This window comes from Flagellimonas lutimaris, assembly GCF_003581615.1.
GTDB classification, from domain to species: domain Bacteria; phylum Bacteroidota; class Bacteroidia; order Flavobacteriales; family Flavobacteriaceae; genus Flagellimonas; species Flagellimonas lutimaris.
In genome coordinates, this window is sequence record NZ_QXFH01000071.1 from 1 (window position 1) to 25,954 (window position 25,954).

The 25,954-nt window shown below is 41.1% G+C and carries 25 protein-coding genes and 1 riboswitch; of the genes, 12 read left to right on the top strand and 13 right to left on the bottom strand.

Annotated features, from left to right (window positions below; genetic code table 11):
* The 7 genes from D2V08_RS17310 to D2V08_RS09060 all read left to right on the top strand — a co-directional run.
* A partial coding sequence (locus D2V08_RS17310) for a hypothetical protein (RefSeq protein WP_119607764.1) occupies positions 1–573 on the top strand: 573 nt, incomplete at its 5' end.
* Between the two features lie 22 nt (positions 574–595).
* The gene (locus D2V08_RS09035; RefSeq protein WP_119607765.1) at positions 596–2,623 is read left to right on the top strand and encodes a T9SS type B sorting domain-containing protein; all 2,028 of its coding nucleotides are present in this window, start codon (positions 596–598) and stop codon (positions 2,621–2,623) included.
* 3 nt (positions 2,624–2,626) lie between these two features.
* Positions 2,627–3,580, top strand: a complete 954-nt coding sequence (locus D2V08_RS09040) for a PorP/SprF family type IX secretion system membrane protein (RefSeq protein WP_119607766.1) — start codon at positions 2,627–2,629, stop codon at positions 3,578–3,580.
* A 56-nt stretch (positions 3,581–3,636) separates the two neighbouring features.
* Positions 3,637–4,170: an isopentenyl-diphosphate Delta-isomerase gene (gene idi, locus D2V08_RS09045; protein WP_119607767.1), complete on the top strand. Its 534-nt coding sequence runs from the start codon at positions 3,637–3,639 to the stop codon at positions 4,168–4,170.
* The gene (locus tag D2V08_RS09050) at positions 4,167–4,574 is read left to right on the top strand and encodes a 6-pyruvoyl trahydropterin synthase family protein (protein WP_119607768.1); all 408 of its coding nucleotides are present in this window, start codon (positions 4,167–4,169) and stop codon (positions 4,572–4,574) included. Before idi ends, D2V08_RS09050 begins: the two co-directional genes overlap by 4 nt.
* A 4-nt stretch (positions 4,575–4,578) precedes the next feature.
* The gene (locus tag D2V08_RS09055; RefSeq protein ID WP_119607769.1) at positions 4,579–5,547 is read left to right on the top strand and encodes a type I phosphomannose isomerase catalytic subunit; all 969 of its coding nucleotides are present in this window, start codon (positions 4,579–4,581) and stop codon (positions 5,545–5,547) included.
* 28 nt (positions 5,548–5,575) lie between these two features.
* Positions 5,576–5,848, top strand: a complete 273-nt coding sequence (locus D2V08_RS09060) for a hypothetical protein (RefSeq protein WP_119607770.1) — start codon at positions 5,576–5,578, stop codon at positions 5,846–5,848.
* Here D2V08_RS09060 and D2V08_RS09065 read toward each other — a convergent pair.
* From D2V08_RS09065 to gnd, 6 genes are all read right to left on the bottom strand, one after another.
* Positions 5,845–6,546, bottom strand: a complete 702-nt coding sequence (locus D2V08_RS09065) for a DUF4369 domain-containing protein (RefSeq protein WP_119607771.1) — start codon at positions 6,544–6,546, stop codon at positions 5,845–5,847. The two genes, D2V08_RS09060 and D2V08_RS09065, sit on opposite strands and share 4 nt — an antisense overlap.
* Positions 6,547–6,588: 42 nt before the next feature.
* Positions 6,589–7,851 carry a DUF819 family protein gene (locus tag D2V08_RS09070; RefSeq protein ID WP_119607772.1) on the bottom strand — a complete coding sequence of 421 codons (1,263 nt, stop codon included), beginning with the start codon at positions 7,849–7,851 and terminating at the stop codon, positions 6,589–6,591.
* Positions 7,852–7,952: 101 nt separating this feature from the next.
* Positions 7,953–9,983: a S9 family peptidase gene (locus tag D2V08_RS09075; RefSeq protein WP_119607773.1), complete on the bottom strand. Its 2,031-nt coding sequence runs from the start codon at positions 9,981–9,983 to the stop codon at positions 7,953–7,955.
* A 64-nt stretch (positions 9,984–10,047) separates the two neighbouring features.
* Entirely contained in the window at positions 10,048–10,974 is a 927-nt protein-coding gene (locus tag D2V08_RS09080) for a mechanosensitive ion channel family protein (protein ID WP_119607774.1), read from the bottom strand.
* 127 nt (positions 10,975–11,101) lie between these two features.
* Positions 11,102–11,953 (bottom strand): ChaN family lipoprotein, encoded by an 852-nt coding sequence (locus tag D2V08_RS09085; RefSeq protein ID WP_119607775.1) that lies wholly within the window; start codon positions 11,951–11,953, stop codon positions 11,102–11,104.
* 17 nt (positions 11,954–11,970) lie between these two features.
* A complete protein-coding gene (gene gnd, locus D2V08_RS09090) occupies positions 11,971–13,374 on the bottom strand; it encodes an NADP-dependent phosphogluconate dehydrogenase (RefSeq protein ID WP_119607776.1) in 1,404 nt (467 codons plus the stop codon).
* Between the two features lie 164 nt (positions 13,375–13,538).
* Here gnd and zwf point away from each other — a divergent pair, with 164 nt between their 5' ends.
* On the top strand, positions 13,539–15,071 hold the full coding sequence (gene zwf, locus D2V08_RS09095) for a glucose-6-phosphate dehydrogenase (protein ID WP_119607964.1): 1,533 nt from the start codon (positions 13,539–13,541) through the stop codon (positions 15,069–15,071).
* 35 nt (positions 15,072–15,106) lie between these two features.
* A complete protein-coding gene (pgl, locus tag D2V08_RS09100) occupies positions 15,107–15,832 on the top strand; it encodes a 6-phosphogluconolactonase (protein WP_119607777.1) in 726 nt (241 codons plus the stop codon).
* On the opposite strand, the gene D2V08_RS09105 is transcribed toward pgl, so the two are convergent.
* From D2V08_RS09105 to D2V08_RS09130, 6 genes are all read right to left on the bottom strand, one after another.
* Positions 15,813–16,358, bottom strand: a complete 546-nt coding sequence (locus D2V08_RS09105) for an acyl-CoA thioesterase (protein ID WP_119607778.1) — start codon at positions 16,356–16,358, stop codon at positions 15,813–15,815. The genes pgl and D2V08_RS09105 overlap by 20 nt on opposite strands.
* A 1-nt stretch (position 16,359) precedes the next feature.
* Positions 16,360–16,725, bottom strand: a complete 366-nt coding sequence (locus tag D2V08_RS09110; protein ID WP_119607779.1) for a DUF8785 domain-containing protein — start codon at positions 16,723–16,725, stop codon at positions 16,360–16,362.
* Between the two features lie 11 nt (positions 16,726–16,736).
* The gene (locus tag D2V08_RS09115) at positions 16,737–18,071 is read right to left on the bottom strand and encodes a DNA recombination protein RmuC (RefSeq protein ID WP_119607780.1); all 1,335 of its coding nucleotides are present in this window, start codon (positions 18,069–18,071) and stop codon (positions 16,737–16,739) included.
* A gap of 61 nt (positions 18,072–18,132) precedes the next feature.
* A complete protein-coding gene (locus D2V08_RS09120; RefSeq protein WP_119607781.1) occupies positions 18,133–18,912 on the bottom strand; it encodes an ABC transporter ATP-binding protein in 780 nt (259 codons plus the stop codon).
* Positions 18,912–19,943, bottom strand: a complete 1,032-nt coding sequence (locus D2V08_RS09125; RefSeq protein WP_119607782.1) for a FecCD family ABC transporter permease — start codon at positions 19,941–19,943, stop codon at positions 18,912–18,914. Before D2V08_RS09125 ends, D2V08_RS09120 begins: the two co-directional genes overlap by 1 nt.
* Positions 19,944–21,095 carry an ABC transporter substrate-binding protein gene (locus D2V08_RS09130; RefSeq protein ID WP_119607783.1) on the bottom strand — a complete coding sequence of 384 codons (1,152 nt, stop codon included), beginning with the start codon at positions 21,093–21,095 and terminating at the stop codon, positions 19,944–19,946. It abuts the gene before it with no gap.
* Positions 21,096–21,150: 55 nt separating this feature from the next.
* A riboswitch (cobalamin riboswitch) is annotated at positions 21,151–21,381 on the top strand.
* A gap of 69 nt (positions 21,382–21,450) precedes the next feature.
* Here D2V08_RS09130 and D2V08_RS09135 point away from each other — a divergent pair.
* The gene (locus tag D2V08_RS09135) at positions 21,451–23,313 is read left to right on the top strand and encodes a TonB-dependent receptor plug domain-containing protein (protein ID WP_119607784.1); all 1,863 of its coding nucleotides are present in this window, start codon (positions 21,451–21,453) and stop codon (positions 23,311–23,313) included.
* 27 nt (positions 23,314–23,340) lie between these two features.
* Here the strand turns inward: D2V08_RS09135 and D2V08_RS09140 are convergent, their stop codons facing one another.
* On the bottom strand, positions 23,341–24,807 hold the full coding sequence (locus D2V08_RS09140; protein WP_119607785.1) for a GFO_1087 family putative carboxy terminal peptidase: 1,467 nt from the start codon (positions 24,805–24,807) through the stop codon (positions 23,341–23,343).
* A gap of 212 nt (positions 24,808–25,019) precedes the next feature.
* On the opposite strand from D2V08_RS09140, the gene D2V08_RS09145 reads away from it, so the two are divergent.
* Both D2V08_RS09145 and D2V08_RS09150 read left to right on the top strand, forming a co-directional pair.
* Positions 25,020–25,529 carry a GFO_1088 family ECF-type sigma factor gene (locus D2V08_RS09145; protein ID WP_119607786.1) on the top strand — a complete coding sequence of 170 codons (510 nt, stop codon included), beginning with the start codon at positions 25,020–25,022 and terminating at the stop codon, positions 25,527–25,529.
* The gene (locus D2V08_RS09150; protein ID WP_119607787.1) at positions 25,516–25,950 is read left to right on the top strand and encodes a PG0215 family putative anti-sigma factor; all 435 of its coding nucleotides are present in this window, start codon (positions 25,516–25,518) and stop codon (positions 25,948–25,950) included. The genes D2V08_RS09145 and D2V08_RS09150 overlap by 14 nt, the downstream gene beginning before the upstream one ends.
* Positions 25,951–25,954: the final 4 nt, after the last annotated feature.

Here is a 25,954-nt window from a genome sequence, read left to right on the forward strand (position 1 = left end):
AATGCCACTGACATAGCGAACCATGTTGCCGCCGACGGGGACCTTTCTTCCACGAACGAGATAAACACTCGTTTTGAGGTCAATGGCACAAATCTCGAGATTGAAGATAGTAACGGTACTTTACAGGTTCCATTGACAGATATCAATACAGATGATCAAGTAGCATCAGAGGTAAATTCAGATTCACCTATTGATGTAGACGGTGATGGAAACACAGAAGCTACAGTGGAGGACGTCATTCAAGATATAGCTCCAATTACCTCCAAAGCAGCTAGAATCTTTTATCCACCATCAATTGCAATTGATGCATCAGCCAATGGAACTTTTAGTCTTGACCTTTACCAAGAATATATTAATCAGTATGGATCCCCAACAATTGGTAGTACCGGTGCTCCATCAGCGATACCAACCTATGCTCGTACAGATTTATATTATTATGTAACATATGCTGACCCTGCTGTTTTTGATACAGGAAGTATGTCAATAGATGCAAATGGTAATTTGTCCTATACGGTCCAAGCACAGCCATCAGATTATAACGCATTGATCAATGTTGTGTTTGTGGTAAAATAATAATGATTAAAGACAAATCGATTTGAAATCAAATACCTCATATAAGTCTTTACTCATAGGACTGATTGTTCTCTTTGCAGGAGTAAATTTTGCAAGTGCTCAGTTTCTGTTGCAAGCACCAGATACTGGAGACGAGAATAACTATCAATGGTATGAAGCATCAGATACGGCAACTGTGTTGGGAACCAATTCATTTTATGAAGCTACCCAGCCAGGAGTTTACTTTGCTACTTACGATGGTACATTATGTGGCTCCAATGCAACAGGTTATTTTATATTGACAGATTGTAATGCACCGAATAACGAGGTAATTTTAGATATTTCAGCGAGTGTTCCCTCTGGAGCAACTGTAAGCTGGAGTCCGGCATTAACTGGAGACCAAACCCGACCAACCGTTACAAGTACTCAAACAGTAACAAGATATGTGGCAACCATTACCAAGGTTGGAAATAGCACGGAGTTGCCACGATTTACTGTGGTTTGCATGAGCCAAGCAGCTAATTTATTGGGTGACCTAGTCGTAGTCAACGAAGATGAGTCGATCAATGCACCTATTTTTGATAATGATACTGATTTGCCTACAACAGGAGTGCTGACCACTACGAATCCATCTAACGGAACAATCAGTATTAATGATAATGGAACAGCTAATGATCCAACGGATGATGTGGTGACATATACTCCAAATCCAGATTATAACGGAAGCGATAGTTTTGACTATACCATCTGTAACTCTTTAGGGGATTGTAGTACGGCTACAGTCACTCTGGATGTACTTCCAGTTGTGGACGCCAATGATGATTCAGTGTCAACGGATGTTGGGGTAGATGCTGTGGTATCCTGGAGGGCAAATGATAACGATATACCAACTACAGGTTCAATTACTGCTACAGATCCATCAAACGGAACTGTGGTGTTAAATGATAATGGGACTGCTAACGACCCATCCGATGACGACATAACATACATACCAAACTCAGGCTTTACAGGCACCGATTCTTTTGAATACACGGTATGTGATACCAATGGAAACTGCAGTACAGCAACCATCACAGTGATAGTCAGTCCTTCAGGCATTGATTTAGACAGTGACAACGATGGGATTGTGGACAGTTTCGAGGATTTGAATGCTGATAATGACAATGACCCATCAACCAACCCAACCGATACTGATAGCGATGGAATTCCCGATTATCTCGATATTGATAGTGATAATGATGGCATACCAGATAATGTTGAGGCACAGCAGGCCTTGGGTTACATTCCGCCAAGTTTGGCAGATAACAATGGTAACGGATTGGATGATGCCTACGAAATAGACGGAAATGTTGGATTGATACCTGTTGATTCCGATAATGATGGAATTCCAGATTATGTAGATGATGATAGTGATGATGACAATGTGCCTGATGCTATTGAAGGACATGATCAAAACCATGATGGAATTGCAGATGTTGAACTAATAGGTTCCGATAAGGACAACGATGGTTTAGATGATGCTTATGAAGGAGAAACTGTTATTGATGTTGATGTCAATGATGAAATCGATGACCCAAGCTTAGCATTGCCTGATACTGATTCAGATGGTATTCTTGATTTCAGGGATTCTGACGATGACGACGACGGTATCGAAACCATAGACGAAGATTTGGATGGTGATGGAAACTATGCGAACGATGATTCCAATGAAAATGGTATTCCTAATTATTTAGATCCAGACTTAGGTGAATCTTCGGTTGTTGAAGAAGAAGTTGATGTAATAAACGTTATAACACCTAACGGAGATGGAGTCCACGATACCTTGGAAATTAATGGACTTGAGAACTATCCTAACAACACCGTGAGAATCTATAATAGGTGGGGTGTAATGGTATACCAGACAAGGGCATACGATACCAGTGGAAACGTATTTGACGGGACTTCCCAGGGTAGAGTTACTGTAGATCAAGACAATAAACTTCCTGTAGGCACTTATTTCTATGTGATAGATTACCAAGAGCAAGGAGGAAATATGAAACAACTAACAGGCTATATATACATTAACAGATAAACAATGGTTACTGTGGTGAACAAACTTTATAAAGGAAAAACACAATGGCTGCTAGCCCTACTACTTTTAGTTCTGGGAAACATCCAAGCTCAGCAAGATGCACAGTATACACAATATATGTACAACACTGTAAGCGTGAACCCAGCCTATGCAGGGTCAAGGGGGCATTTGAGCATAGCCGCTTTGTACCGAAACCAATGGTTGGGACTCGATGGAGCACCAGAAACTCAAACTCTGAGCGTACATACACCTGTGGGCTATCGTGGAGTAGGTTTGGGCCTATCCATTGTTAACGACAAGATTGGTCCCACATCGGAGACCTATTTTGATGTGGATTTCTCCTATACCATTCAGACTTCTTGGGAAGGAAGGTTGAGCTTTGGCCTTAAAGCAAGTGCACATATGTTGGATATACGCTATTCCGAACTTGATGAGTTTGAGATAGATCCACAATTGCAATCACAACAGGATATACAAAATAAATTTTCTCCTAATATAGGTGCTGGAGTTTACTATCATACGGATAGGTTTTATGCCGGTATTTCGGCGCCGAGAATATTAGAGACCACCCATTTTGATTCTTCTTCTGTATCCACAGCTAAGGAACAGATAAATCTTTATCTGATTACAGGATATGTTTGGGATCTTAATCCAGTTTTAAAATTTAAACCTACAATTTTGACCAAAGCGGTCCAAGGTGCCCCCTTACAGGTGGACCTTTCTGCCAACTTTATGTTCAACGAAAAGTTTATTGCTGGGGCGGCTTACCGTTGGGATGCTGCATTTAGTGGTCTGCTAGGCTTTATGTTGTCCGACCAACTTATGGTTGGTTTGGCCTACGATCGCGAGATTACCGAACTTGGGGCAGCTACTTTTAACGATGGCTCCTTTGAAATAATTCTGAGATATGATTTCATCAGAAATATTGGAAACCTAAAATCCCCACGATTCTTTTAGGAAGAATTTAGATACCTATTCCCGTTATTTTATTGTAAAGGTCATATTTTTACTTCATGAGAGAGGAAAAAGTGATACTTGTAAATGAAAAGGATGAGCCCATTGGTTTAATGCCAAAAATGGAAGCTCATGAAAAGGCGTTGCTGCATCGGGCCTTTTCGGTTTTTGTAATGAATGCCAAGGGAGAAACCATGCTTCAGCAGCGTGCCAAAGACAAATACCACTCACCTTTGTTGTGGACCAATACCTGTTGTAGTCATCAACGAGAAGGAGAGAGTAATATCGATGCAGGTAAAAGGAGGCTCATGGAAGAAATGGGCTTCACAACAGAACTCAAGGAACTTTTCAATTTTGTATATAAGGCCCCTTTCGACAATGGTCTCACCGAACATGAGTTCGACCATGTAATGGTGGGTTATTTTGAAGAAGAACCCAATATCAATCCTGATGAGGTTGCCGATTGGAAATGGATGCTTCCTGAAGATATAAAAAAGGATATTTCAAAAAATCCTGATGAATACACAGCATGGTTCAAAATTATTTTTGAACGTTTCTACGATTATCTCATGGAAAACACCCCTGTACAATGAAAGTAAAGGCAAGTAGAAAGGCCAGTTTTAATGCAGCCCATAGACTGTATAGACCGGACTGGGACGAGGAGAAAAACAATGAGGTTTTTGGAAAATGCAACAATCCAAAATTTCACGGCCACAATTATGACCTTATTGTTAGCGTGACTGGGGAAATAGACCCCGAAACTGGCTTTGTGATGGATTTAAAGGTCCTGAAGGAATTGATCAAGGAACATGTGGAGGAAGCTCTAGATCATAAAAACCTAAACCTCGATGTTCCTGAATTCAAAAATTTGAACCCTACCGCGGAGAACATAGCGGTAGTGATATGGAATAAGTTAAGACCACATATACAACAAACTAAGGAGTTGGAGGTGGTACTCTATGAAACCCCTCGAAATTTTGTAACCTACACAGGATAGTACTATGAACCTATACCCTTTAAAATTTAAACCGATCCTTAAAGAAAGACTTTGGGGAGGAACCAAGTTAAAGGATGTTTTAAACAAAACCATAGAAAGTGATATTACCGGCGAAAGTTGGGAGCTCTCAGGAGTAGAAGGTGATATATCCGAAGTTTCCAATGGTAATTTAGCGGGCACTTCGCTACAAAGTTTGATGGATAGTCAAGGAGAAGCGCTCTTGGGCAAAAGTGTGGTAAAGCGTTTTGGGAATGAGTTTCCAATACTCATTAAATTTATTGATGCAAAACAAGATCTCTCCATACAATTGCACCCGAACGATGAGTTGGCCAAAGAACGTCACAATTCCTTCGGCAAAACAGAGATGTGGTACATTATGGACGCCGACCCTGGGGCTAAACTTATTGTTGGGTTCAATAAAGATGTTGAAAAGGAAGAATACGTAAAAAGTCTTGAAGAAGGCAACTTGACCAATTTGATGAACTATGAAGAAGTTGGGGAAGGGGACACGTTCTTTATAAATACGGGAAAAATACATGCTATAGGGGCAGGAGTGCTTTTGGCGGAAATCCAACAGACCTCGGACATTACTTATCGTGTGTTCGATTTCAACCGTAGGGACAAAGAAGGAAATCTAAGAGAGCTGCATACTTGTTTGGCCGTGGATGCCATCGACTATGAAAAGAAGGATGATTTTAAGATAGATTATCCAAAGAAAAAGGATGAGGTCAATAATATGGTGAACTGTCCTTACTTTAAAACCAATTTTATGGAATTGGAAAAATCGCTGAAGCAAGATTTGACCGATAGAGATTCTTTTACCATCTATATGTGTGTAGGTGGTACTGCCACCATCAATAATGACTGGGGGAGCGAGCCCATTAAAAAAGGGGAAACCATTCTTGTTGCTGCATCAAGTAGTTATGTGAATATTGATACCCAAGGCTCTAAACTTTTAGAAGTTACTATTTAATGGTATCTTTAATCAAAACCACCGCGTTATGCCAAGTATTCGTGATTTAAAAAAAGATGTCAATTTTGTTTTAGGAGACATTATTGAAGCTGTCTACATTTGGGAAGCCGGTTCCGGCAACAAAGAATCTGAAGAGGGAACCGTAATTATAGACGAAGCTATTGAAGTTTACGACAACCTCATGGATAAAATCAACCAGAAAAAAGTAGAGGACTCTAAAGCTCATTTTAAGTCCATACGGACCGAGTTGGAAGACAAGGCCACCAAGCTTGTTGAGCAACTTAATAGCCTCGGAGCTTAATTATTTTTATCCAAAAATGCTTTAAATTCTTTTCCGTACTTGGAGGCAGCCACTTCAGGGGTCAAACCTTTGTAGATGGAATCCAAGTACTTTTTATTCGCTTCGCTAGCTTCTGTCATCATAATATAGGGAGTAGCATAGGAATCACCATTGTTGAGACCAAAGTTGAGTGCGTAGCGATATCTACTAACGGTGTTTTGATTAATCAATCTTTGGATGGAATCCATCGCAACGGAATCTTCTTGTAGTTCGGGAGAAGATGCTTCTTGGATCAAGGTAAGCTCTTTAATATTGAACTTTGAGGCCATATCGTAAAACTCCAAAAGCTTTTCGTGGGATTTGGAACCTGAAATCTCAACATTTGTGTCAAAAGTGTTCCATGCCGTGTTAATAACAATATTTCCAGATTCTCCAAAAAAGGTAATCCTATCGTTAATGTCGTTATTGTCTTCTTTTTTTAGATAGAGATAAAATACTTCTGGCTCAACCACCTCGGTGGAAAAACTAAATGCCCCGTCACCTTTTATCTCCAAAGAATCCAAAACAGCAAGTGTGGAGTCTTTAAATTGTTGCAAATAGAGGGTTCCTTTCTTAAGTCCTTTAATGTTTCCACTAACGGTCATGGTGTTTTCCGTACTCTTTTCACAAGACAGTACGGTAATTCCAACTAGCAATACTAACAATATCCGCTTCATCATATAATTTTAGCAGGGCAAATATGCATAATCTTCTGAAAATAATTAAACATTCGAGGCGACTTCCATCAACAAAGCGCATAAATATGCTCCAGCGGTGCCTACAACATAGCCAAAAACGGCCAAAAGAATACCCACAGAGGTCAAGGATGGGTGAAATTCTGCCGCTACCACAGGAGCAGAAGCTGCTCCGCCCACATTGGCTTGGCTACCTACTGCCAAGAAGAAGAAGGGGGCTTTAATCAACTTTGCCATTAAAATGAGTAGTCCGGCGTGTATGGTAATCCAAATCAATCCAATGGCAATAAGTCCAGGATTGTCCAAAACCTTGCCCAAGTCCATTTTCATGCCGATGGTCGCCACCAAAATATAAATGAAAACACCACCAATTTTACTTGCACCCGCACCTTCATAATTTTTGGCCTTGGTAAAGGATAGACCAATGCCGATAGCGGTGGCAAATACAACCATCCAAAGGAATTCGGACCCTAGTGAGGATAATATTTTTTGAGGATTACGAATCACTTCAAAATTGTTTTGAAGGAAGTTGGCGAAATGATGACCTGTTAAATGGGCCACGCCAACCCCGACAAAAGCGAAGAATAGCAACATGATGAAATCCTTTAGGGTGGTGACCCGTGCGATTTTTTCGGTATAGGTAGATACTTTTACTTTGAGATCTTCGATGGATGAGGTATCTGCCTTAAGCCATCTGTCTATTTTTTCTGTTTTGCCCACACCCAACAGGATTATGGCCAGCCAAAGGTTGGCAACCACAATATCAATTAAAACCATACCTCCGTAGCTTTCTTGATTGTATTTAAACACCTCCAACATGGCAGCTTGGTTGGCGCCTCCTCCAATCCAACTCCCTGCAATGGTGGCCAATCCTCGCCAAACGGCATCCACGCCTGCACCGCCTACCGTTTCGGGAGAGAATATGGAAACAATAAGAATGGCAATGGGACCTCCGATTACAATACCCACAGTTCCCGTTAAAAACATGATCAATGCCTTGGAACCTAAATTTATGATTGCTTTAAGATCAATGCTGAGGGTCATCAATATTAAAGCGGCAGGCAAGAGATAACGACTGGCCACATAATAGGTATTGGACGATGATTCATCGATAATGCCTACACTTGCTAAAATAGCTGGCAATAGGTAACACATCAATACGGTGGGGACCACACGGTAAAATTTCCCCCAAAAACCGTTTTTAATGGATGAGGTATAAAAAACAAATCCTAAACAAAGGCATAGGAGCCCAAAGATGACGGTGTCTTGGGTAAACGGTAGTTGGTCCATAGATTTTTAAGCTAGTTGCCCAAATATAGGAAAATCGTTCAGGTGACTGAACGTAAGCTTATTTTTTCCAGATTATATTGATTTTAGATTGTAGCGTTACGTTATTCTCCTCCTTTGTACTTATCAAACCAAGCCAATACACTTGCTATTTTGGCAATCAAATTACTGGGTTTGTTTGCAATGCCATGACCTGCTCCGGGAATACGTACCATGGCAGTTTCCACATTTTCCAGCTTTAAGGCAGCGTAGAATTGTTCCGATTCGGCAATGGGGGTGCGGTAATCTTCCTCACCTGTCAACAACATGGTAGGCGTGGTCACATTTCCTACATAAGTAAGGGGAGAACGTCTCCTATAGTTCTCTGGGTCTTCCCATGGCTTTTTCCCGAACCAATATTTGGAAAAAAACTGAACACCATCTGCATAGAGCACAAAACTGGTCCAATTAATTACAGGCTTGGCCACTACGGCAGCTTTAAAACGGTCAGTTTTACCCACGATCCAAGCGGTAAGCACACCACCTCCTGAACCACCAGTAACAAAAAGCTGGTCCTCATCGACAAAACCTTTTTTGAGTAGAGCATCAACGCCCGACATTAAATCTTCATAATCATGATTGGGATAATCGTGGTGTATCAGATTTCCAAATTCCTCACCGTAGCTGGTACTTCCACGAGGATTGGTGTAAAGAACTACGTAGCCTTCGGCAGCGTATGCCTGAATCTCAGCAGAATATACTTCGCCATAACTGGTAAAGGGGCCACCGTGTATCTCAAGAATCATCGGGTATTTTTTGGAGGGGTCAAAATTGGGAGGCGTTACTACCCAACCTTGAATTTTTCGCTGGTCATATGAGGATTCCCACCACATTTCTTCAACTTCCCCCAATTTTTTAAAGGAGAATAAGTCATCGTTTACGGCAGTCAAACGCTTAGTGCCTCGGGTATCTGCAGCGCCTAGATCCGAAGGATGGCTGGTATCACCTTGGGTGTATGCAAATTTGTTATTGGAAGAAGCCGAAAAGCTGGCAGCGTTATAAGGTCTGCCTAAAGAAAGGCCACCTAATCCCTCGGTAATATCAACTACTTTACCCGATAGGCTTATGGAAGCTAATTTGCCCTTTCCTTGGTCGGTATAACTAAAATAAAGTCCATTGCCCTTACTGTTCCATGCCATGTCTTCCACATCACGATCAAAATCATCAGAAATTAATTTAGAATCTGTCCCATCTGAATTCATCACATACAATTGAGTGAGCTGATAGCCCTGCAAACGGTCATCATAACCCAAATAGGCAATTTTAGAGCCATCGGGAGACAATACTGGATGGCCATCAGGGCCATAGCGATCGGTTAAGGGGGTAATTTCACCATCATTTACGTTGATACTATAAATTTCGCTATCGGCAGGTTCCTGCTCTTCGTCTTTATGAAAGTTGGCGCTAAAATATAAATGGGTGTTGTCCTTGGCCCAAACGGGACTTCCATGGTCAAATTCTGAGAAGGTAAGTTGCTTTGGAGTGCCTCCACTAATAGGCAGAGTAAACAACTGTGAATTTCCACCTTTGTAGTAGCCTGCACCATCTCCGCGGTAGTTCATTTTATCAATATACTTAGGTGGTTTGTTCCATTTGGCACCTTCTGGTTTCCCGGGCATTTTTATAATGGATTTGTTGGCTTCGGGCACAAACATGTTAAATGCTACATATTTATCATCATAAGACCAGGACACTGCCCCTGGTGATTTAGGTGTATTGGTCAACGCCATGGTCTCCTTGGTGTCCAACCACATCAGGTAGAGTTTCATTTTATCATCCGCCATATTGGATTTAAAAACGATTTTTGAGCCATCGTGGGACCATTTTGGATCAAAATCATTATGGTTTCCCGTGGTCAATGGACGGTTGTTGGAGCCATCAAAATTTACAATCCAAAGGTTGGAAAGGTTGCGGTCGGTCATTACATCCTTAAAATTCCGAACGTAGATAATTTTGGAACCGTCGGGAGAAATCTGTGGGTCGGAAACGTATTCCATATTGAAGATATCCAACAATTCCAGCTTGGATTCTACTTGGCCAAACCCTAAAGGGTTTATGGCAATAAAAAGTAAAAGTGTGCCGAGTAATTTTTTCATGAGGTTGGTATTTAAGAGCTTAGTATTAAAAAATATGTTCCGACTTTTATTTGATGACTATTAATTAATCCGATTGAGCTGTCTTTTTTGTGTCATTGATATGTACAGTCGGTATATTGACAATTTCAAAGGTGGCCGAAGCCAATTTTACTTTTCCATTTGTTTTTTGAATTCTTTTACCGATTTCTTCGTTTAGGAGATGTTTGGTAATCCTTCTTTTTTTGTAGTCTACAATATACCTCAAATTAAGCTGGACCCAATTATCCGTCATGGTAATGGCAAGTGTGGGGTCAACTTGGGCATCTTCGATATAGTATTTGTTTACCACACCTTTCCATTGTGCAATGGAATTCTGCACATATTCGGATAAATTTTCTTGGGCAACTGAGATAACGATTTTCTTTGCCAATTCAATATCCGAACCATATTTTATAGGTAGATCAAATTCATCCCAAACAAATGGAAAATCCAAAGAATAATTATAAACAGGCCCTTTAAAAACAAAGGCATTGCTCAATTTAACAATGCGTCCGCTGTAATTATCACTAGATACCCACTTACCAATTTCCATCATGGTGGTGTACATACTGTCAATATCTATCACATCCCCTTTAATTCCGTTCAATTCTATGCGGTCTCCCGGCTTGTAGACCCTAACAAAAAAAATATAAAAAGAGCCCGCTATGCTCAATATCAATTCTTGCAACGTAATGGTGATTCCTGCCGTGAGAAGCCCCATAGCAAGCCCAAAATCTTTAATACTGCCGGTAAAATAGGAAATGGTAATTAAAACAATCAATAGATATCCAACAACTTGAATTGCTTTTTGAGCTTTGTATTTAATGGAATTGTCGTGAAGATTTTTCTTCATCCACCGCCGTGTCCAAGCGATTAGGATGAATACCAAGACAATCCAGGCCAAATATTTAAGGATACTTGATGTGAGAGCTTGATCAGAGAACCAATCTTGTAAATTTTCAAATAGCTCCATTTGGGTGCATTACAATTAAATTCCGACCGAATGAACATACGTTCGTTACGTATTTTGATAGGAACACTTAAAAATACGGAATTTATACCCTTTTTAACTGGTTTACAGCTAATCTGGAGCTGAAATGTCAATAGGTGGTCGTCATGTTGCTATCTACACAGATGATAAAGTCGGCAACACCCTTATTTTCATCTTCAAGTTTGTGAACATTTTCCTGCGTTACTGTGGAAATGGTACCATACTCCAAATCGGGGCGGTCCAATTGCAAATACCAAAGGATGCCCTCGTAATTGTTGGAGTGATAGGCTCCATTGTAATGCAAAAACAAAGAACCTTGCTTATAGTTTTGAAGTATAAAATGGGCCATGGTAGCATCTTTTATGGCCTGCGCCATTACCAAAGCGGGACTGCCGTGGTCGCCCATCATTTTTAGAATGTTTTGATACCCTGGTAACTCTGCATCGTAAGTAATGGGCAAAGGAGCAATCCATTCTTTTTCTTGCGCTGAAAGCGAATCCAAAGCTTCAAAACCGCCTTTGTACACCATGCTGGCATAGCGTCTGGGCACGTTGGAGGCCACAAAAACAAGACTACTGTCCTTGGCGAAGTCTACCAAAGGGGCATAATCGGTTTTGTGGTTGTTCCACAGTCTTGCGGTAGAATCCAGCGCTTTGTAGTCTATTTTGCCTGATAAATAATCGTTGAGTTCATCTTGGTTGTCGGCCTCGATCATTTCCGCACCAAGAATGAGTGGTCTTTTGGCGTGAAAATCAGCCGTAAGCTCGTATTGCAACCAGTGCGCAATAGGATTGTTGTGCAGCTCTCCGAACAATACCATATCCTTTTTCTCCAAAGTCTTCAACATTTTTTTGTACGAGACCTTTTTTCCTTTGGTGTTGTAGATGACGTAGGGAGCTTTTTGGGCCGATACAGTCAAAATAGTAAGGGTGAAGGCTAAAAGGAAGAGTGCTTTTTTCATTGGAAGTCTTTTTACATCTACCAGTTCGTATGGAAAATACCTTCGCGGTCCAAGCGCTCGTAGGTGTGCGAACCAAAATAATCGCGTTGTGCCTGAATCAAATTCAAAGGCAAACGACTACTGGTGTAGGCATCAAAATAGGTAAGTGCATTGGACAATCCGGGTAATGGAATGCCGTTGACTGCTCCATAACTTACCAATTCTCTTGCAGCATCCACCGTGCTTTGTACTTTCTGAACAAAAGAGGTGGAAAGCAATAGGTTCTGTAAATTTTCATCAGCTTGGTAGGCCTCGGTAATATCGGCCAAAAGTGCTGCGCGGATAATACAGCCTGCACGCCATATTTTAGCAATTTCGCCCAATTCCAGTTCGTAGCCATACTCTTTGGATGCATCTGCCAATTGGTGCATTCCCTGCGCGTAGGTAATGATGAAGGCAAAATATAAAGCTTGCTCCGCTTTTATCGTAAAATCATCCTTCTCTACCGATTTTGGGGTAGGACGATTATACAATTCGTCTGCTTTACCCCTTTCATCTTTTAGCGCGGATATTTCGCGCATGCTTACCGCAATATCGATGGTGGGTACTGGGATTCCCAAATCCATTGCATTCTGGGACGTCCATTTTCCCGTCCCCTTTTGTTTGGCCTTGTCCAGAATCATATCCACAAGGTCGTTTTCCGTCAAATCATCTTTTTGTTCAAAGATTTCCGAAGTGATTTCCACCAAAAAGGACTGCAAACGGCCTTCGTTCCATTTTGCGTAGGTTTTGTGTAGCTCATCATTGGTGAGTCCGCCAGCCTTTTTGAGCAGATCGTAAATCTCGGAGGTCAACTGCATCAAACCATATTCGATACCATTGTGCACCATTTTCACATAGTTTCCTGCAGATTTTGGCCCTAAATACGCTACACAAGGTTCCCCTTTATATTTAGCGGAAACCGCTTCAAAAATGGGTTTTACGTGCTGGTAAGCTTCCTTGGAGCCACCAGGCATAATACTTGGGCCTTTTCGGGCACCTTCGGCACCCCCTGAAACCCCTGCACCAAAAAAGTTGATGCTTTTCTCCTTTAAGTATGCTTCACGACGATCCGTATCGGTATAAAAGGAGTTTCCTCCGTCAATAATAATATCTCCTTCATCCAAGTGGGGCAATAATCCTTCGATTACGCTGTCCACAATTTTTCCGGCAGGTACCAAGAGCATAATTTTTCGTGGAGTGGTCAACGACTGCACAAAGGTTTTTACATCCGAAGAGGCATTCACTTTTGAGGTATCACCACCTTCGTTAATCAATGCGTTTACCTTTTCTTCATCCAAATCATTTCCAAATGCAGTAAAACCATTATCGGCTACATTTAAAATAAAATTACGTCCCATTACTCCAAGGCCCACAAGGCCAAAATCATACGTATCTGCCATTATATATTTTTCTTCTTCTTTTGATGTTAAGACAACCCAAAGGTTGTGATTTCTTGAAATACGAACCTAAAATAAACCTTATATTCGTGATGCTCAAAAATAAGGACTCTATATTAAATGTAACTTGTTCTTATGGGCAGAACCTGCCAGAAATTGGAAATACTATGAAAAAGACAGAGAATCAGATGCTAGTTATTTTTGGAGCATCGGGTGATTTGACAGCTAGAAAGCTAATGCCATCTTTATTTAATCTATACTTGGCCAATCAATTGCCAGAAAACTTTGTCGTTTTGGGGGTTAGCCGAAGCGACCTATCGGATGAGGCTTTTCGTGACAGAGTGGTTTATGAAAGTGAATATTTAAAAGAAAAGACCAAAGACCTCAAGGATAGTGAAGTAAAGAGCTTTGCGGACAAACTTTATTACGAGGACTTAGGAGATAGCTATGATACGGATTATAATGCATTGCGAAAACGGGTGGAGGCCTTAAAAGAAAAACATGGTGCCTCGGGAAACATCATTTACTACCTTTCTACACCTCCCACACTATACGAAACTATAGCACACAATTTGTCCGATGCGGGTATGAATACCCAAAACAATGGATGGAAAAGATTGGTGGTTGAAAAACCTTTTGGGTATAGTTTGGAGACCGCTAAAAAGTTGAACAAGGGACTTCATAAATATTTTAAGGAGCACCAGATTTACAGAATCGACCATTATTTAGGGAAAGAGACCGTTCAGAACCTATTGGTGACTCGTTTCTCAAATAGCATTTTTGAACCACTTTGGAACCGTAATTACATTCAGCATGTAGAGATTACCAATGCAGAAAGTGTTGGTGTAGAAAAGCGCGGGGGATATTATGATAAATCCGGGGCCTTGCGAGATATGTTCCAGAATCACTTGTTGCAGATTGTTTCTTTGGTTGTTATGGAGCCTCCGATTGGTGCAGATGCCGAAGAAATCAGAAATGAAAAAGTAAAGGCTTTAAAGTCTTTGCGTATTATGACGGATGAAAAGGAACTTTTTGAAAATACGATTCGAGCACAATATGTTGCCTCTAAGGTAGGCGGTAAAAAAGTGAAAGGATATAGAGAGGAGGACGATGTGGACCCGAATTCTACTACAGAGACCTATGCGGCCATCAAGTTTTATGTGGATAACTGGCGTTGGCATGGTGTTCCGTTTTATGTGCGGACGGCCAAAAGAATGCCTACAAAGGTGACAGAAATTGTAATTCATTTTAAAAAACCGCACCACCAAATATTTAAGGGGTCCGAAATGCAGGAAATGGATAACAAATTGATTATCCGTATCCAACCTGATGAAGGAATTTTAATCAAGTTTGGGGTTAAAGTTCCCGGACAAGGGTTTAAGGTGGAACGCGCCAATTTGGACTTTTACTACTCAAGTTTGGCGGAAACCTATGTTATGGAAGCATACGAACGTTTATTATTGGATGCCATGCAAGGGGATGCCACCTTGTATGCGCGTGCCGATGAGGTAGAAGCAGCTTGGGAGTTTGTAGATCCTATTTTAAACTACTGGAAAAATGGTAAAGATGTTCGTGTCTACGGTTATGCTGCTGGAGCTTGGGGACCAGAAAATGCGGATAATTTGATTGAAGATGATGGCTATTGGCGGAATCCCAGTGAGAATTTAGCGGATGACCCAGGGTATTGTGTGATTTGTTAGGAGTTGTAAACCGATAATAAGAATACAATTTAAGGATGGACTTAAAAATATATAAAAATAAACAGGAAGTGGCTGAGCAGTTTTCCAGCTATTTTATGGATCAATTAAAGGATAAAGATGTTTTTCACGTCGCTTTGTCGGGTGGAAGTACACCAAAAATTGTGTTTGATGTATTGGCTGAAAAATTTTCGGACAAGGTTGATTGGAGCAAGGTTCATTTTTATTGGGGAGATGAACGTTGCGTGCCTCCTTCAGATGACGAAAGCAACTATAAAATGACGGTGGATCATTTATTTTCTAAAATTGAAGTTCCTAAAGAAAACATTAATCGCATATTGGGCGAAAAAAACCCTGTAAATGAAGCAATGCGCTATGCCAATCTATTGGAAATAGATTTGGATAGGGTAGAGGGAATTCCTCAGTTTGACTTGGTGATTTTGGGCATGGGCGATGATGGGCACACCGCTTCCATTTTTCCTTACCAAATAGAATTATGGAATTCCGAAGACCATTGCGTAGTAGCCACCCATCCTGATTCGGGTCAGAAACGAGTTTCTATTAATGGAAAGGTCATCAATACCGCCAAAGAAGTTGCTTTTTTGGTCACAGGAGCATCAAAAGCTGAAAAAGTGGAGGCTGTGGTACAAAAAACCGAAGGTTTTGAAGCTTATCCAGCGTCCTTGGTCAAACCATCATCAGGTAATTTAGTGTGGTTTTTGGATGAGGAAGCAGCTTCAAAGCTCAATCAAAATCCATCTTAACGTTTTCTCCTTCTAAAAACTCCAAATATTCGTTTACCTTAAAGTTGTTGGATTCGTATTTGCTATCGCGTTTAAAAGCAGATTGCTTACGCTCCTTGCTGCGCGCGAAACGACGAATATCCTGTTTGGTTTTTAAAATGAGACCAGGAACGGGTTTATTTTCACCATCCTCGCCCTTTGCTACCATCGTAAAATAGGAGGAGTTACAATGTTTTACTTCTCCCGTGGTTACATTTTCGGATTCAACACGAACCCCAACCACCATGGAGGTTTTTCCAGTATAATTGATGGATGCCTTTAGGGTTGCAAGCTCTCCCACTTCAATAGGATTAAGAAAATCCACTCGATTCACAGAAGCCGTCACACAATAACTTTGTGAATGTTTAGAGGCACAGGCAAATGCAATTTGGTCCATTAGATTAAGAATATGTCCTCCATGAACTTTGCCGCCAAAATTTGAATGGGAGGGAAGCATAAGTTCGGTAATGGAAACCCTGCTCGTTCGAGATGATTTGAATTTCTTCATACTAATTTCTAAAAATCGGTGATTTCTCGGAATTTACTTCTGTGATAAAATATTTGGTATCGCCTAACCAGAAAAAGGTAGCGTAACGTTCTTTGTAGGTAACTTTAATGTACTGACCCTGATATTTCTTCATTTTTTCAATGATTTCCTTTTCACCGTCTTCCACAGAAAATGAAAAGACATTGGTGCCGGAAAGCCCTTGACTTATTTGCCCTTCCCAAGTTTTCACCAATACTCCCTTTCTACTGAATTTAATAAGTTCCCCAGAGCGATATCCCTCGCTATAAGGCACATAATAGATGAAAGCCAAATACCCCACAATGCCAACTATGATGGCAGCAATAAATATGGTCAGGAATTTTTTCATGGTAAGTGCTTTTAGTTTAGTTCCTCAAAGTCATCCTCTTGTGCGCGTTTTAAAATAGGCTCTGGAAGCGATTTTTTTGCTTTGGCTCCCATCTTCTTCAGTTTTTCAATGGTGGTGACAATGTTTCCTCGTCCTTCCACCAATTTGTTCATGGCACCGCGATATTCTCCTTTGGCCTCGTCCATCTTTTTCCCCACTTTAGTAAGGTCGGTCACGAAGCCTTCAAATTTATCATAAAGAGCTCCGGCCTGTCTTGCAATTTCAATAGCGTTCCGTTGTTGTTTTTCATTGCTCCACATCGAATCAATGGTGCGTAGGGTGGCCAATAAGGTAGATGGTGTAACTATAACGATATTTTGTTCAAAGGCTTTGTTGTAAAGCGAAATATCTTCGTTTATGGCGACGGCAAACGCAGGTTCAATCGGTACAAACATCAAAACAAAATCAGGACTTTCCATTTCGTAGAGGTCCTCATATTTTTTGGAGGAAAGCTGCTCCACATGTCTTCGTAAGGAGTTGATATGGTCCTTTAAAAATTTGGGTTTGTCATCTTCTTCCGCATTGGTAAAGCGCTCATAATCCGTGAGGGAAACCTTGGAATCCACCACCATTTTTTTACCGTCGGGCAAGTGAATGATGACGTCGGGCAACACCCTAGTGCCATCCTCTCGCTTAAAGCTTTGTTGTACGCTGTATTCTCTATCTTTCTCTAAGCCAGATTTTTCCAGCACACGCTCCAAAACCAATTCACCCCAATTCCCTTGCATTTTACTGTCACCTTTCAACGCCTTTGTTAGGTTTTCGGCTTCTTGGGTTATTTTGAGGTTTTGTTTCTGTAAATCCTCCAATTGTTGCTTTAGGGAAGAGTTTATACTGATATTTTCCTTTTGAGATTTCTCTACCTTTTCCTCAAACTCCTTTATTTTTTTGTTGAGGGGCGTCAAAATATTTTCAATGTTCTCCTTGTTGCTTTTGGTGAACTTTTCGCTTTTTTCATCCAAAATCTTATTGGCCAAGTTCTCAAACTCCTTGGTGAACTTTTCCTGTAGCTTTTCAACTTCGTCTTTCTGCTCCTTGTTCTTTAGCTGAAGATTCTCCAAGTCTGCTTGGTATCGAACCAATTGATTGCCCTGCTGTTCTTTTTCGTGTTGAAGTTGTTTTTGCTCTTCAACACTAAGTAATAATTTATCGTTCAGGGATTTGATGGTAGCGTTCATTTGTTGTTCCCGCTCCCCCCAAACACTCTCGGTGGATTTGGTTTTTAGTTTTTGAATGTACATCCCCGCAAACAGGCCGATGACCAATGTGATAATGCCAATTATAATAAAGGTAAGTTCTGTGCTCATTAAAAAGTTTCTGAAGGATAAAGATAACGGATTCCGATTGATGCCGAAATGGAAAATGTACTTACTTATTCACTTTAAAAGAACCTGTTTTGGCATCAAACTGTACCATTTCCGAAGGAAACAAACGATTAAAATGTTTTTGTTCAATCAATTCACAAGGATTTCCGAAGGGATGTTCCTTTCCGTCCAAAATCAGTATACGGTCGCATAACTGAATGGCCAGATCAATTTCGTGTGTAGTGAAAAGTATGGTCTTTTGTTTTTCATGCGACAATTCTTGAAGCATTTTCAGGATTTGCACCTTGTGATATAGATCTAAATGGGTTGTGGGCTCATCCAAAAGAATCAAGGAGGTGTCTTGAGCCATGGCCCTTGCCACCAGCACCCGTTGTAACTGTCCATCACTAAGTTCGTGACATTTACGGTGCCGTAGGTCTTTCAATAAAAAAGCATCCAAACTATCTTCAATCTGTTGCTTGTCCTCTTTCGTCAAAGAACCCAACCAGTTAGTGTAGGGTTGTCTTCCCAAGGCAATCAACTCTTGAACGGTCAGATTTTTGGAAGCAGGTTGCTCCGTCAATACCACGCTAAGCTCTTTGGATAGATTGGACGAGGTGTATTTTTCAATGTTCTGTTCTTTCAATAGGATGTTTCCAGACAATTTGGGTTGAAAACCGCCCAGAGTACGCAACAAAGTTGATTTTCCGATACCATTTATGCCCACAACTCCGCATAACATTCCAGTTTCCAAATCAAAATTAATATGCTCAGCAACCATTTTTGAATTGTACCCAATGGTCAAATCTTTAATGGACAGTATGTTTTTACCAACTTTTGCCATCAGAACATCATTTTACGTTTACGAACCAAGAGCCATATCACGACAGGAGCTCCTACAAGTGAGGTGATGGCATTTATCGGTAATACGCTAGCAGAATTGGGCAATTGGGCCAAAGTATCGCATAAGAGCATTAAGATGGCACCATACAGCATCACGGCTGGAATCAACACTTTGTGTTCCATCGTATCAAAAATTTGACGGGTAAGGTGGGGAACGGCCAATCCAACAAAAGCGATGGGTCCAGCGAATGCGGTAATTCCACCTGCCAATAATCCTGTGGCAACAATGGTGGTCAAACGAGATTTTTGCAAGGAGACCCCTAGACTTTGCGCGTAATTTTCTCCCAAAAGAAAGGCGTTCAATGATTTTACGGAAAGAACGCTCAATAAAACACCCAATGCAACAATGCCACTTAATAAAATCAGTTGGTTTGTGGATAGATTGCCCACACTTCCAAATGACCAAAAAATGAAGCGTTGCAGATTCTCGGCCTTGGAAAAATAAGCCAGCACGCTAACAATGGCAGAGGTAATGCTGCCGAACATCAAGCCAATAATCAATAAAGCCATCGTGTCCTTCACCCGCTGGGCGACAATCATAACGATCAAGAGGACCAAAAAACTACCGATACTAGCTGCAATGGCCAAGGAAATATCACCCAAAAAGGCGAATGAGGTGTATCCTGTCAACAACGAAGCGCCCATCAAAAGTAAGGCAGCGCCCAAACTAGCACCAGAACTGATTCCTAGCACAAACGGCCCTGCCAATGGGTTTCGAAACAAAGTTTGCATCAAAAGTCCGCTCAAGGACAGTCCTGCGCCCACCAAAATAGAGGTAAATGCTTTTGGAAATCGATAATCCCAGATAATGTATTTCCAAGATGCAATTTCAGGGGTTTCGCCAAACAAAGTGGACAACACATCGGCAAAGGGAATGGAAACCGAACCCGAACTAATGTTCAAGAGCCAAGCGCATAACAGTGCCAGTGCCAAAAGCACAAAGGAAATGCGATATGTTTTTGCTCCCTGCATTTATTGTAATGGTTTGATGAATTGCAGTTGATGCTCAGGTAACAACTCTGGATGCAATATTTTGATGAAATCCCTTAAAACAATATCAGGGCGGTGAGGAGCCAATTCGTAAAAAATAATACCGCCGGTTTCCCCTTTTTCAATGGCGTTGGAGTACACCTTTTTGTTTTTAAAAGCTTCAAACTGCTGATGATGTGTGTTCGCTTCACCCAATTCTGTATACGTGGTTTGCGCGGAAGGATTAAACCAATACTCCGCATCTTGTGCCTGCTCCAAAACGGATTCCAAACTAAGGCCGACACTTCCCGTTTCCTCTGTGTTGGACCATAGGTAATCGGCATTGGCGTCTTCCATAAATTGTGCCATCCAACTGTTTCCGCCTGCTACGTACCACACATCTTTATAGAGTCCGCCAGTTAGTACGGTTGGTCTTGATTTTGTTTTTTGTGCCAATGCCTTGGCCTGTTTATAAGATGTTTCAACCTCCGAAAAAATGCTATCACCCAATGCTTCTTTTTGAAAGAAAGGAGCAAAGAATTTAATCCATTCCGCTTTTCCCAAAGGCGTATGTTCCACCCAGTCCCCATTGTACACCACAGGTATCCTCGCTTTTTTTAAAATGTCGTAGGCCTTATTTTCTTCATTTATACTGAATCCGATGATGAGTTCTGGATTCATCTCGAGGACCATTTCCGTATTGAGGACGTCATTCATCCCCAAATCTTGGATATGTTTACTCTCCACCAATTTTCTTGCTTCTGGCGAGGATATGTAATCGGTGTTGGGAAATCCAACAATGGTATTGAGTTCTTCAAGTTGCTTTAAGGGCTCGATATGTGTGGTAGAAGTGAGCACTACTTTTTCTACTGGGGTACCTATTATGGCATCGTAGGCATCACGCGGAAAAGTCATTGCAGGCAATTTTTCCTTCGGAACCAAAGCATATTTGAAGTTATCTGCCCCAGGCCAAGCTGCGTTGACTTCTATCACGGTGAAATCGGCTTGTTTTTTTACGGTAAAGCCTGTTGCATAGGTTATGGAGGATGTTGATTCTTGGTTTTGAACGGGTTGTGTTTTTTTTGCTTGCTTGCAACCCATCACCACCACTAAAAAGAACCCTAGAAATAGAATCGACCACTGTTTTTTTGCCATAGGTCAAAAGTAAGATTATTTAAGTTTTGCGAAAAAAGATTAAACAGATTGATTAGCTTTGACCTCGAATTTTGGTTCCCACGGAGTTTCCGTGGGATTAAAAGGGAATCCGGTGCAAAACCGGAGCTGTTCCCGCAACTGTAAGTATGTGCCGAATCGGCACTGATGTTTTTTGAGCGTCAGTACGTAGTAGGCGATTGTCTCTTCTTCAAAGCCACTGCCCAATGGGTGGGAAGGTAGGAGACAAAACACAAGCCAGGAGACCTGCCAGATTCAAACAATCAATGTTAAACTTTCGGGATAAAAGTTTACGTATGCATCACATACTATTCTCCCGTTTATTCAATTAAACGAAATGAAAAAAAATCATTTATGGTTAATTACCGCTCTATTGGCGGGTAAGGGGATTTTTGCGCAAAATGTACAGCAAGATTCACTTAAAGTGCAGCAACTGGACGAGGTTGTTGTGAGCGATTCAAAATTTGAATTGAAAAGAGAAAATTCAGGAAAAACAGTGATCAAAATCACTGCCGAGGAAATGCAACGCAACCAAGGCAGGACGGTTGCGGAAATCATTAATGCCAAAAGCGGTATCGAGATTGCCGGTAGCCGTGGTAGGGACGGTGATGTGCTTGGCGTTTATGCCCGTGGTGGCCGTGGACGTCAGGTCTTGATTATTATTGACGGTGTTCGTGTGTCCGATCCATCCACATTTTCTGCGGAGTACGATCTTCGATTGTTATCACCAGCCACGATTGAGTCCATTGAGATTATTAAAGGGGCCGCCAGTACCCTTTATGGTACCAATGCGGTTACTGCCGTAATCAACATCACTACGAAAAAGGCTTCAAAACAGAAGATTGCAGGAAATTTTGAAACGAGCGTAGGAACCAATCAAACGGCGGATGATCAAAATTATAATCTAGGAAGTATTCAAAATTCCGCCAATGTCAACGGTACTTTGGGCAAGTTCAATTATGGGGTTGATTTTTCCAACAGATACAAAAGTGGATTGTCGGCTGCAATAACTCCCGAAAACGAAGAGGATATTTTTTCCCACTACAGTACCAATGTAAAGCTGGGCTATCAGTTCTCTGAAAATTTTGGGGTTCAGGTCTATGGAAACCAGACCAAGTTTAAAAATGAATATGATGCTTCTATGGCCGAAGCTTCCAATTTGGGTAAGAACGAACAACAACGCGTTGGTCTTACCTCGGAGCTGGGCTATGGAAAAGGTTCAGTACACTTGAATGCGGCTTACACGGATTATGAGTCGGTGGCCAATGACACCTTTGGTGAAAGTACCACAGAAGGAAGCAATTGGGTATTGGATGTCTACAATAAATATGTTTTTGCGAAGCAATTCCATACTATTTTGGGGGTGAACTACATAAAGGATGAGGCCATTTTTGCAGAAGAGGTGGATTTTACCATTGTAGATCCTTATGCCAATGTAGTGTATGTTTCAGATTTTGGTTTGAACTTGAATGCCGGCGCACGGTTGAATAATCACTCTGAATATGGAAACCATTTTGTGTATAATGTGAATCCATCGTATGTATTTGATACTGAAAATGGATATGTGAAGCTGATGGGGTCTTATGCCACATCGTATATCACACCTAATTTAACACAGTTGTTCGGCGCTTTTGGTGGAAATCCTGATTTGGAACCTGAGGAAAATACTACTATCGAAGGTGGTATAGAATTTAAATTGAGCAACCAATTTAGAATTAGCACGGTTTATTTTGATAGAAACGAGACCAATGCCATAGGCTATGACGCCAATTTTATGAGCATCAATGTTACAGACGAAATCGATGCCAATGGGGTGGAGGTAGAAGCTACGTGGTTGCCTTGGAACAGTTTTAGTGTAAATGCCAATTATACCTATACGGAGCGCAAAGGGGACAATGCCATCCGCATTCCAAAGCATAAAGCGAATGTATCCCTGTGGTATCAGTTTTGTGAAAGCACCAATGCATCCCTAAGCTTTGCGTACACAGGCAAACGATTTGATACGGATTTTGCAACCTATACCGATATCGCTTTGGAACCGTTTTCCTTGTTGAACTTTTCTATCAGGCACGAACTGATCAAGAACAAACTCAATGTTTTTGTAAATGCGGATAACTTGTTGAACGAGGATTATAGGGAATTGCTTGGGTTCACCACCCGAGGACGAAACTTTAGGGTGGGTCTCAACCTAAACCTTTAAAAAAAAGCGGCCAATTGGCCGCTTTTTTTATTTGTTTAATTGTAATGGGTTTTCCAAATACATATTGTCCTTAACTGGAGTATGAAACCTGGAACTCGTAAAATGTTCCGCAGGCATTTCCACCGTAAAGTCGATTTTTGTGGTTCCGCCAGAAATTTCTTGTAGGGCACGGGCCAGTAGTGGCTCGTTTACGGCTCCCAAGACGCCAAGGTTAGTCAAATCTTCGCTGAGAGGAATATCTGGAACCAGACCGTCAATATAATCGGAATTCCCAGCTGCATTTACATTTATTCCCACCAAAGGTTGCAAGCCCCAACTGTTCTGCGAGTTAATGTTGCCTTCGCGGTCACTATTATAGATAAAGGAATTTTCGGGGTCGTCTACCAAAGTAATCGAGAACTCGATTTTACCACTGGTAACCTCACCAATATGAATGACATCCATATAAGGGTCTAGTCCGTTCATCACCAATTCACTTGCAGAAGCAGAATCGCCAGTAGCAATCACAAATACTCTACTCAGGTTTAGCGAGTTAATTGCACTTGAGCCCGTGGAGCTTGCAAAATAGTCCGTTAAGAATTCATCGGAAAATTCGGCTTGAACTTTAGCATTCCATCGCTGTTTAATGTAAACATCACTGGTGTTGGTGCCATATATCATACTGGCCAATAGGCGAGAAGTGTTAACGGAGCCGCCCGGATTATAGCGCATATCCAAAACCAGCTCGGTGGCGCCATCGGCTACAAATTGTGCAAATGCTGCGTTCAAATCGTCATTAAAACTGCTCAAAAAGCGGTTGTACATCAAATAGGCAACTTTAGTACCGTTTACGTCCAAGGTTTTGGCAATTAAAATAGGATCTTCGATTTGGTTCTCTATTTTGGTCAGGCTAACTTCTTTGGCACTGTCCGAAATGGTATTGTTTGTAACTGTTGCCATTCCAAGGGTATAGGTGCTGTTATCTCCAAAAAGCAGGGTTCGATAATTGCTAACCGTCAGTTGAACACCATCGACCCGAGTAAAAAATTCACCTCTTTGAATATCCTTTGTGGAGGCATCAGAATTTGGTACTATGTATTGAACATATCCAAAAACATTGTCTGTATCACCTATTAGCCCTAATCCAAATTCCAAACCATTGCTTTGGGATATTCCGGAAAGGCTGTTAACCAATTCACTATAGTCTTCATTTGCAAAACTAAAACGGTCTTCTTCAAAAAGTAAAGTATCGAAAAAGAAGCTTTCCGGATTTGAATTATTCTCTAAAAATGCTGTGTATTCGGCATCCGTGGCAAATCGGTCATCTGCCAAGTCTGCTACATCACCTTGCCAAAAATACCAAAGGTTCATGGCTTTCCACATAAAGTCTTGGGCGATTACGTTGGCACTTGGCTCAGGATTTGGGGTTGTGCCCGGCTTAATGCCATTGTCGTCATTACTACATGACATAAACAGGACGGATAATCCTAAAAACAGGAAGAAATACTTTTTCATAGCTTAATTTTTATTGAATTTACTCAAATTTTGTTCCAAATTAATCAAAGGTGTAGGTCGGATTGAGTAAAACTGCATGCATTGTCATGCAAATTTTCCCTGCAAAATAGGCTTATATCAGGAAATTGCAAATTTTTTGTAACATATTTCGATATGTGTCGTCGTGATAGTGTAGGTCGATAAGAAAGACACAAAAAAACTAAGACAACCAAATGAAACAAACAGAATTCTTAAATGTGGTTTTACCTTTTCAGGACAAACTATACAGACTCGCAAAGCGACTGTTGGTTTCTCGGGAGGAAGCGGAGGATGCCACTCAAGAAATTTTGTTGAAGTTGTGGTCAAAGAACGAGTCCATGGGAAAGTATAAGAATGTAGAGGCTTTTGCCATGACCATGACCAAAAACTTTTGTTTGGACCGTTTAAAGTCCAAACAAGCAGGAAACCTTAAACTGGTTCATAGCAATTACAGCGACGAAAACACCTCCCTGCAGAAACAATTGGAAGCCGAGGACAGTGTAAGTTGGATGGAGCGGATTATGGAAGACCTGCCAGAACAACAAAAAATGATATTGCAGCTACGGGATGTAGAGCAATACGAGTTCGATGAGATATGCGAACTCATGGACATGAAACCTACTGCAGTGCGAGTAGCACTGTCGAGGGCGAGAAAAACAGTAAGAGAAGAACTAGTAAAAAAACATAACTATGGAATTGGGTAACATAGAAAAAATATTGGAGAAGTATTTCGAGGCCACTGCCACAGTGGACGAAGAAAGAACACTTAGGGCGTATTTTTCGCAGGATGAGGTTGCACCTCACTTGGAGCAATACAAACCCATGTTCAACTACTTTTCCATGGCCAAGGAAGAAAAGTACACCAAGCAGGTACCATTAAAACCTAGAGTAAACTATTACAAGTGGCTATCCGTAGCAGCGGCAGTGGTTCTCGCCTTTGGCATTTATTTTGGTAATCAATATCAGGAAACAAAGCGTTTGGAGGAACAAAAAGCGGAGTACGCTTACCAAGAAACCAAAAAAGCTCTTGAACTCCTAGCAGAAAATTTTAGCCGCGGAACAGAAAAGGTGGCTTATCTCAACGAGTTCGAACAAGCAAAACAAAAAATTTACAACAACAATTAAAAAA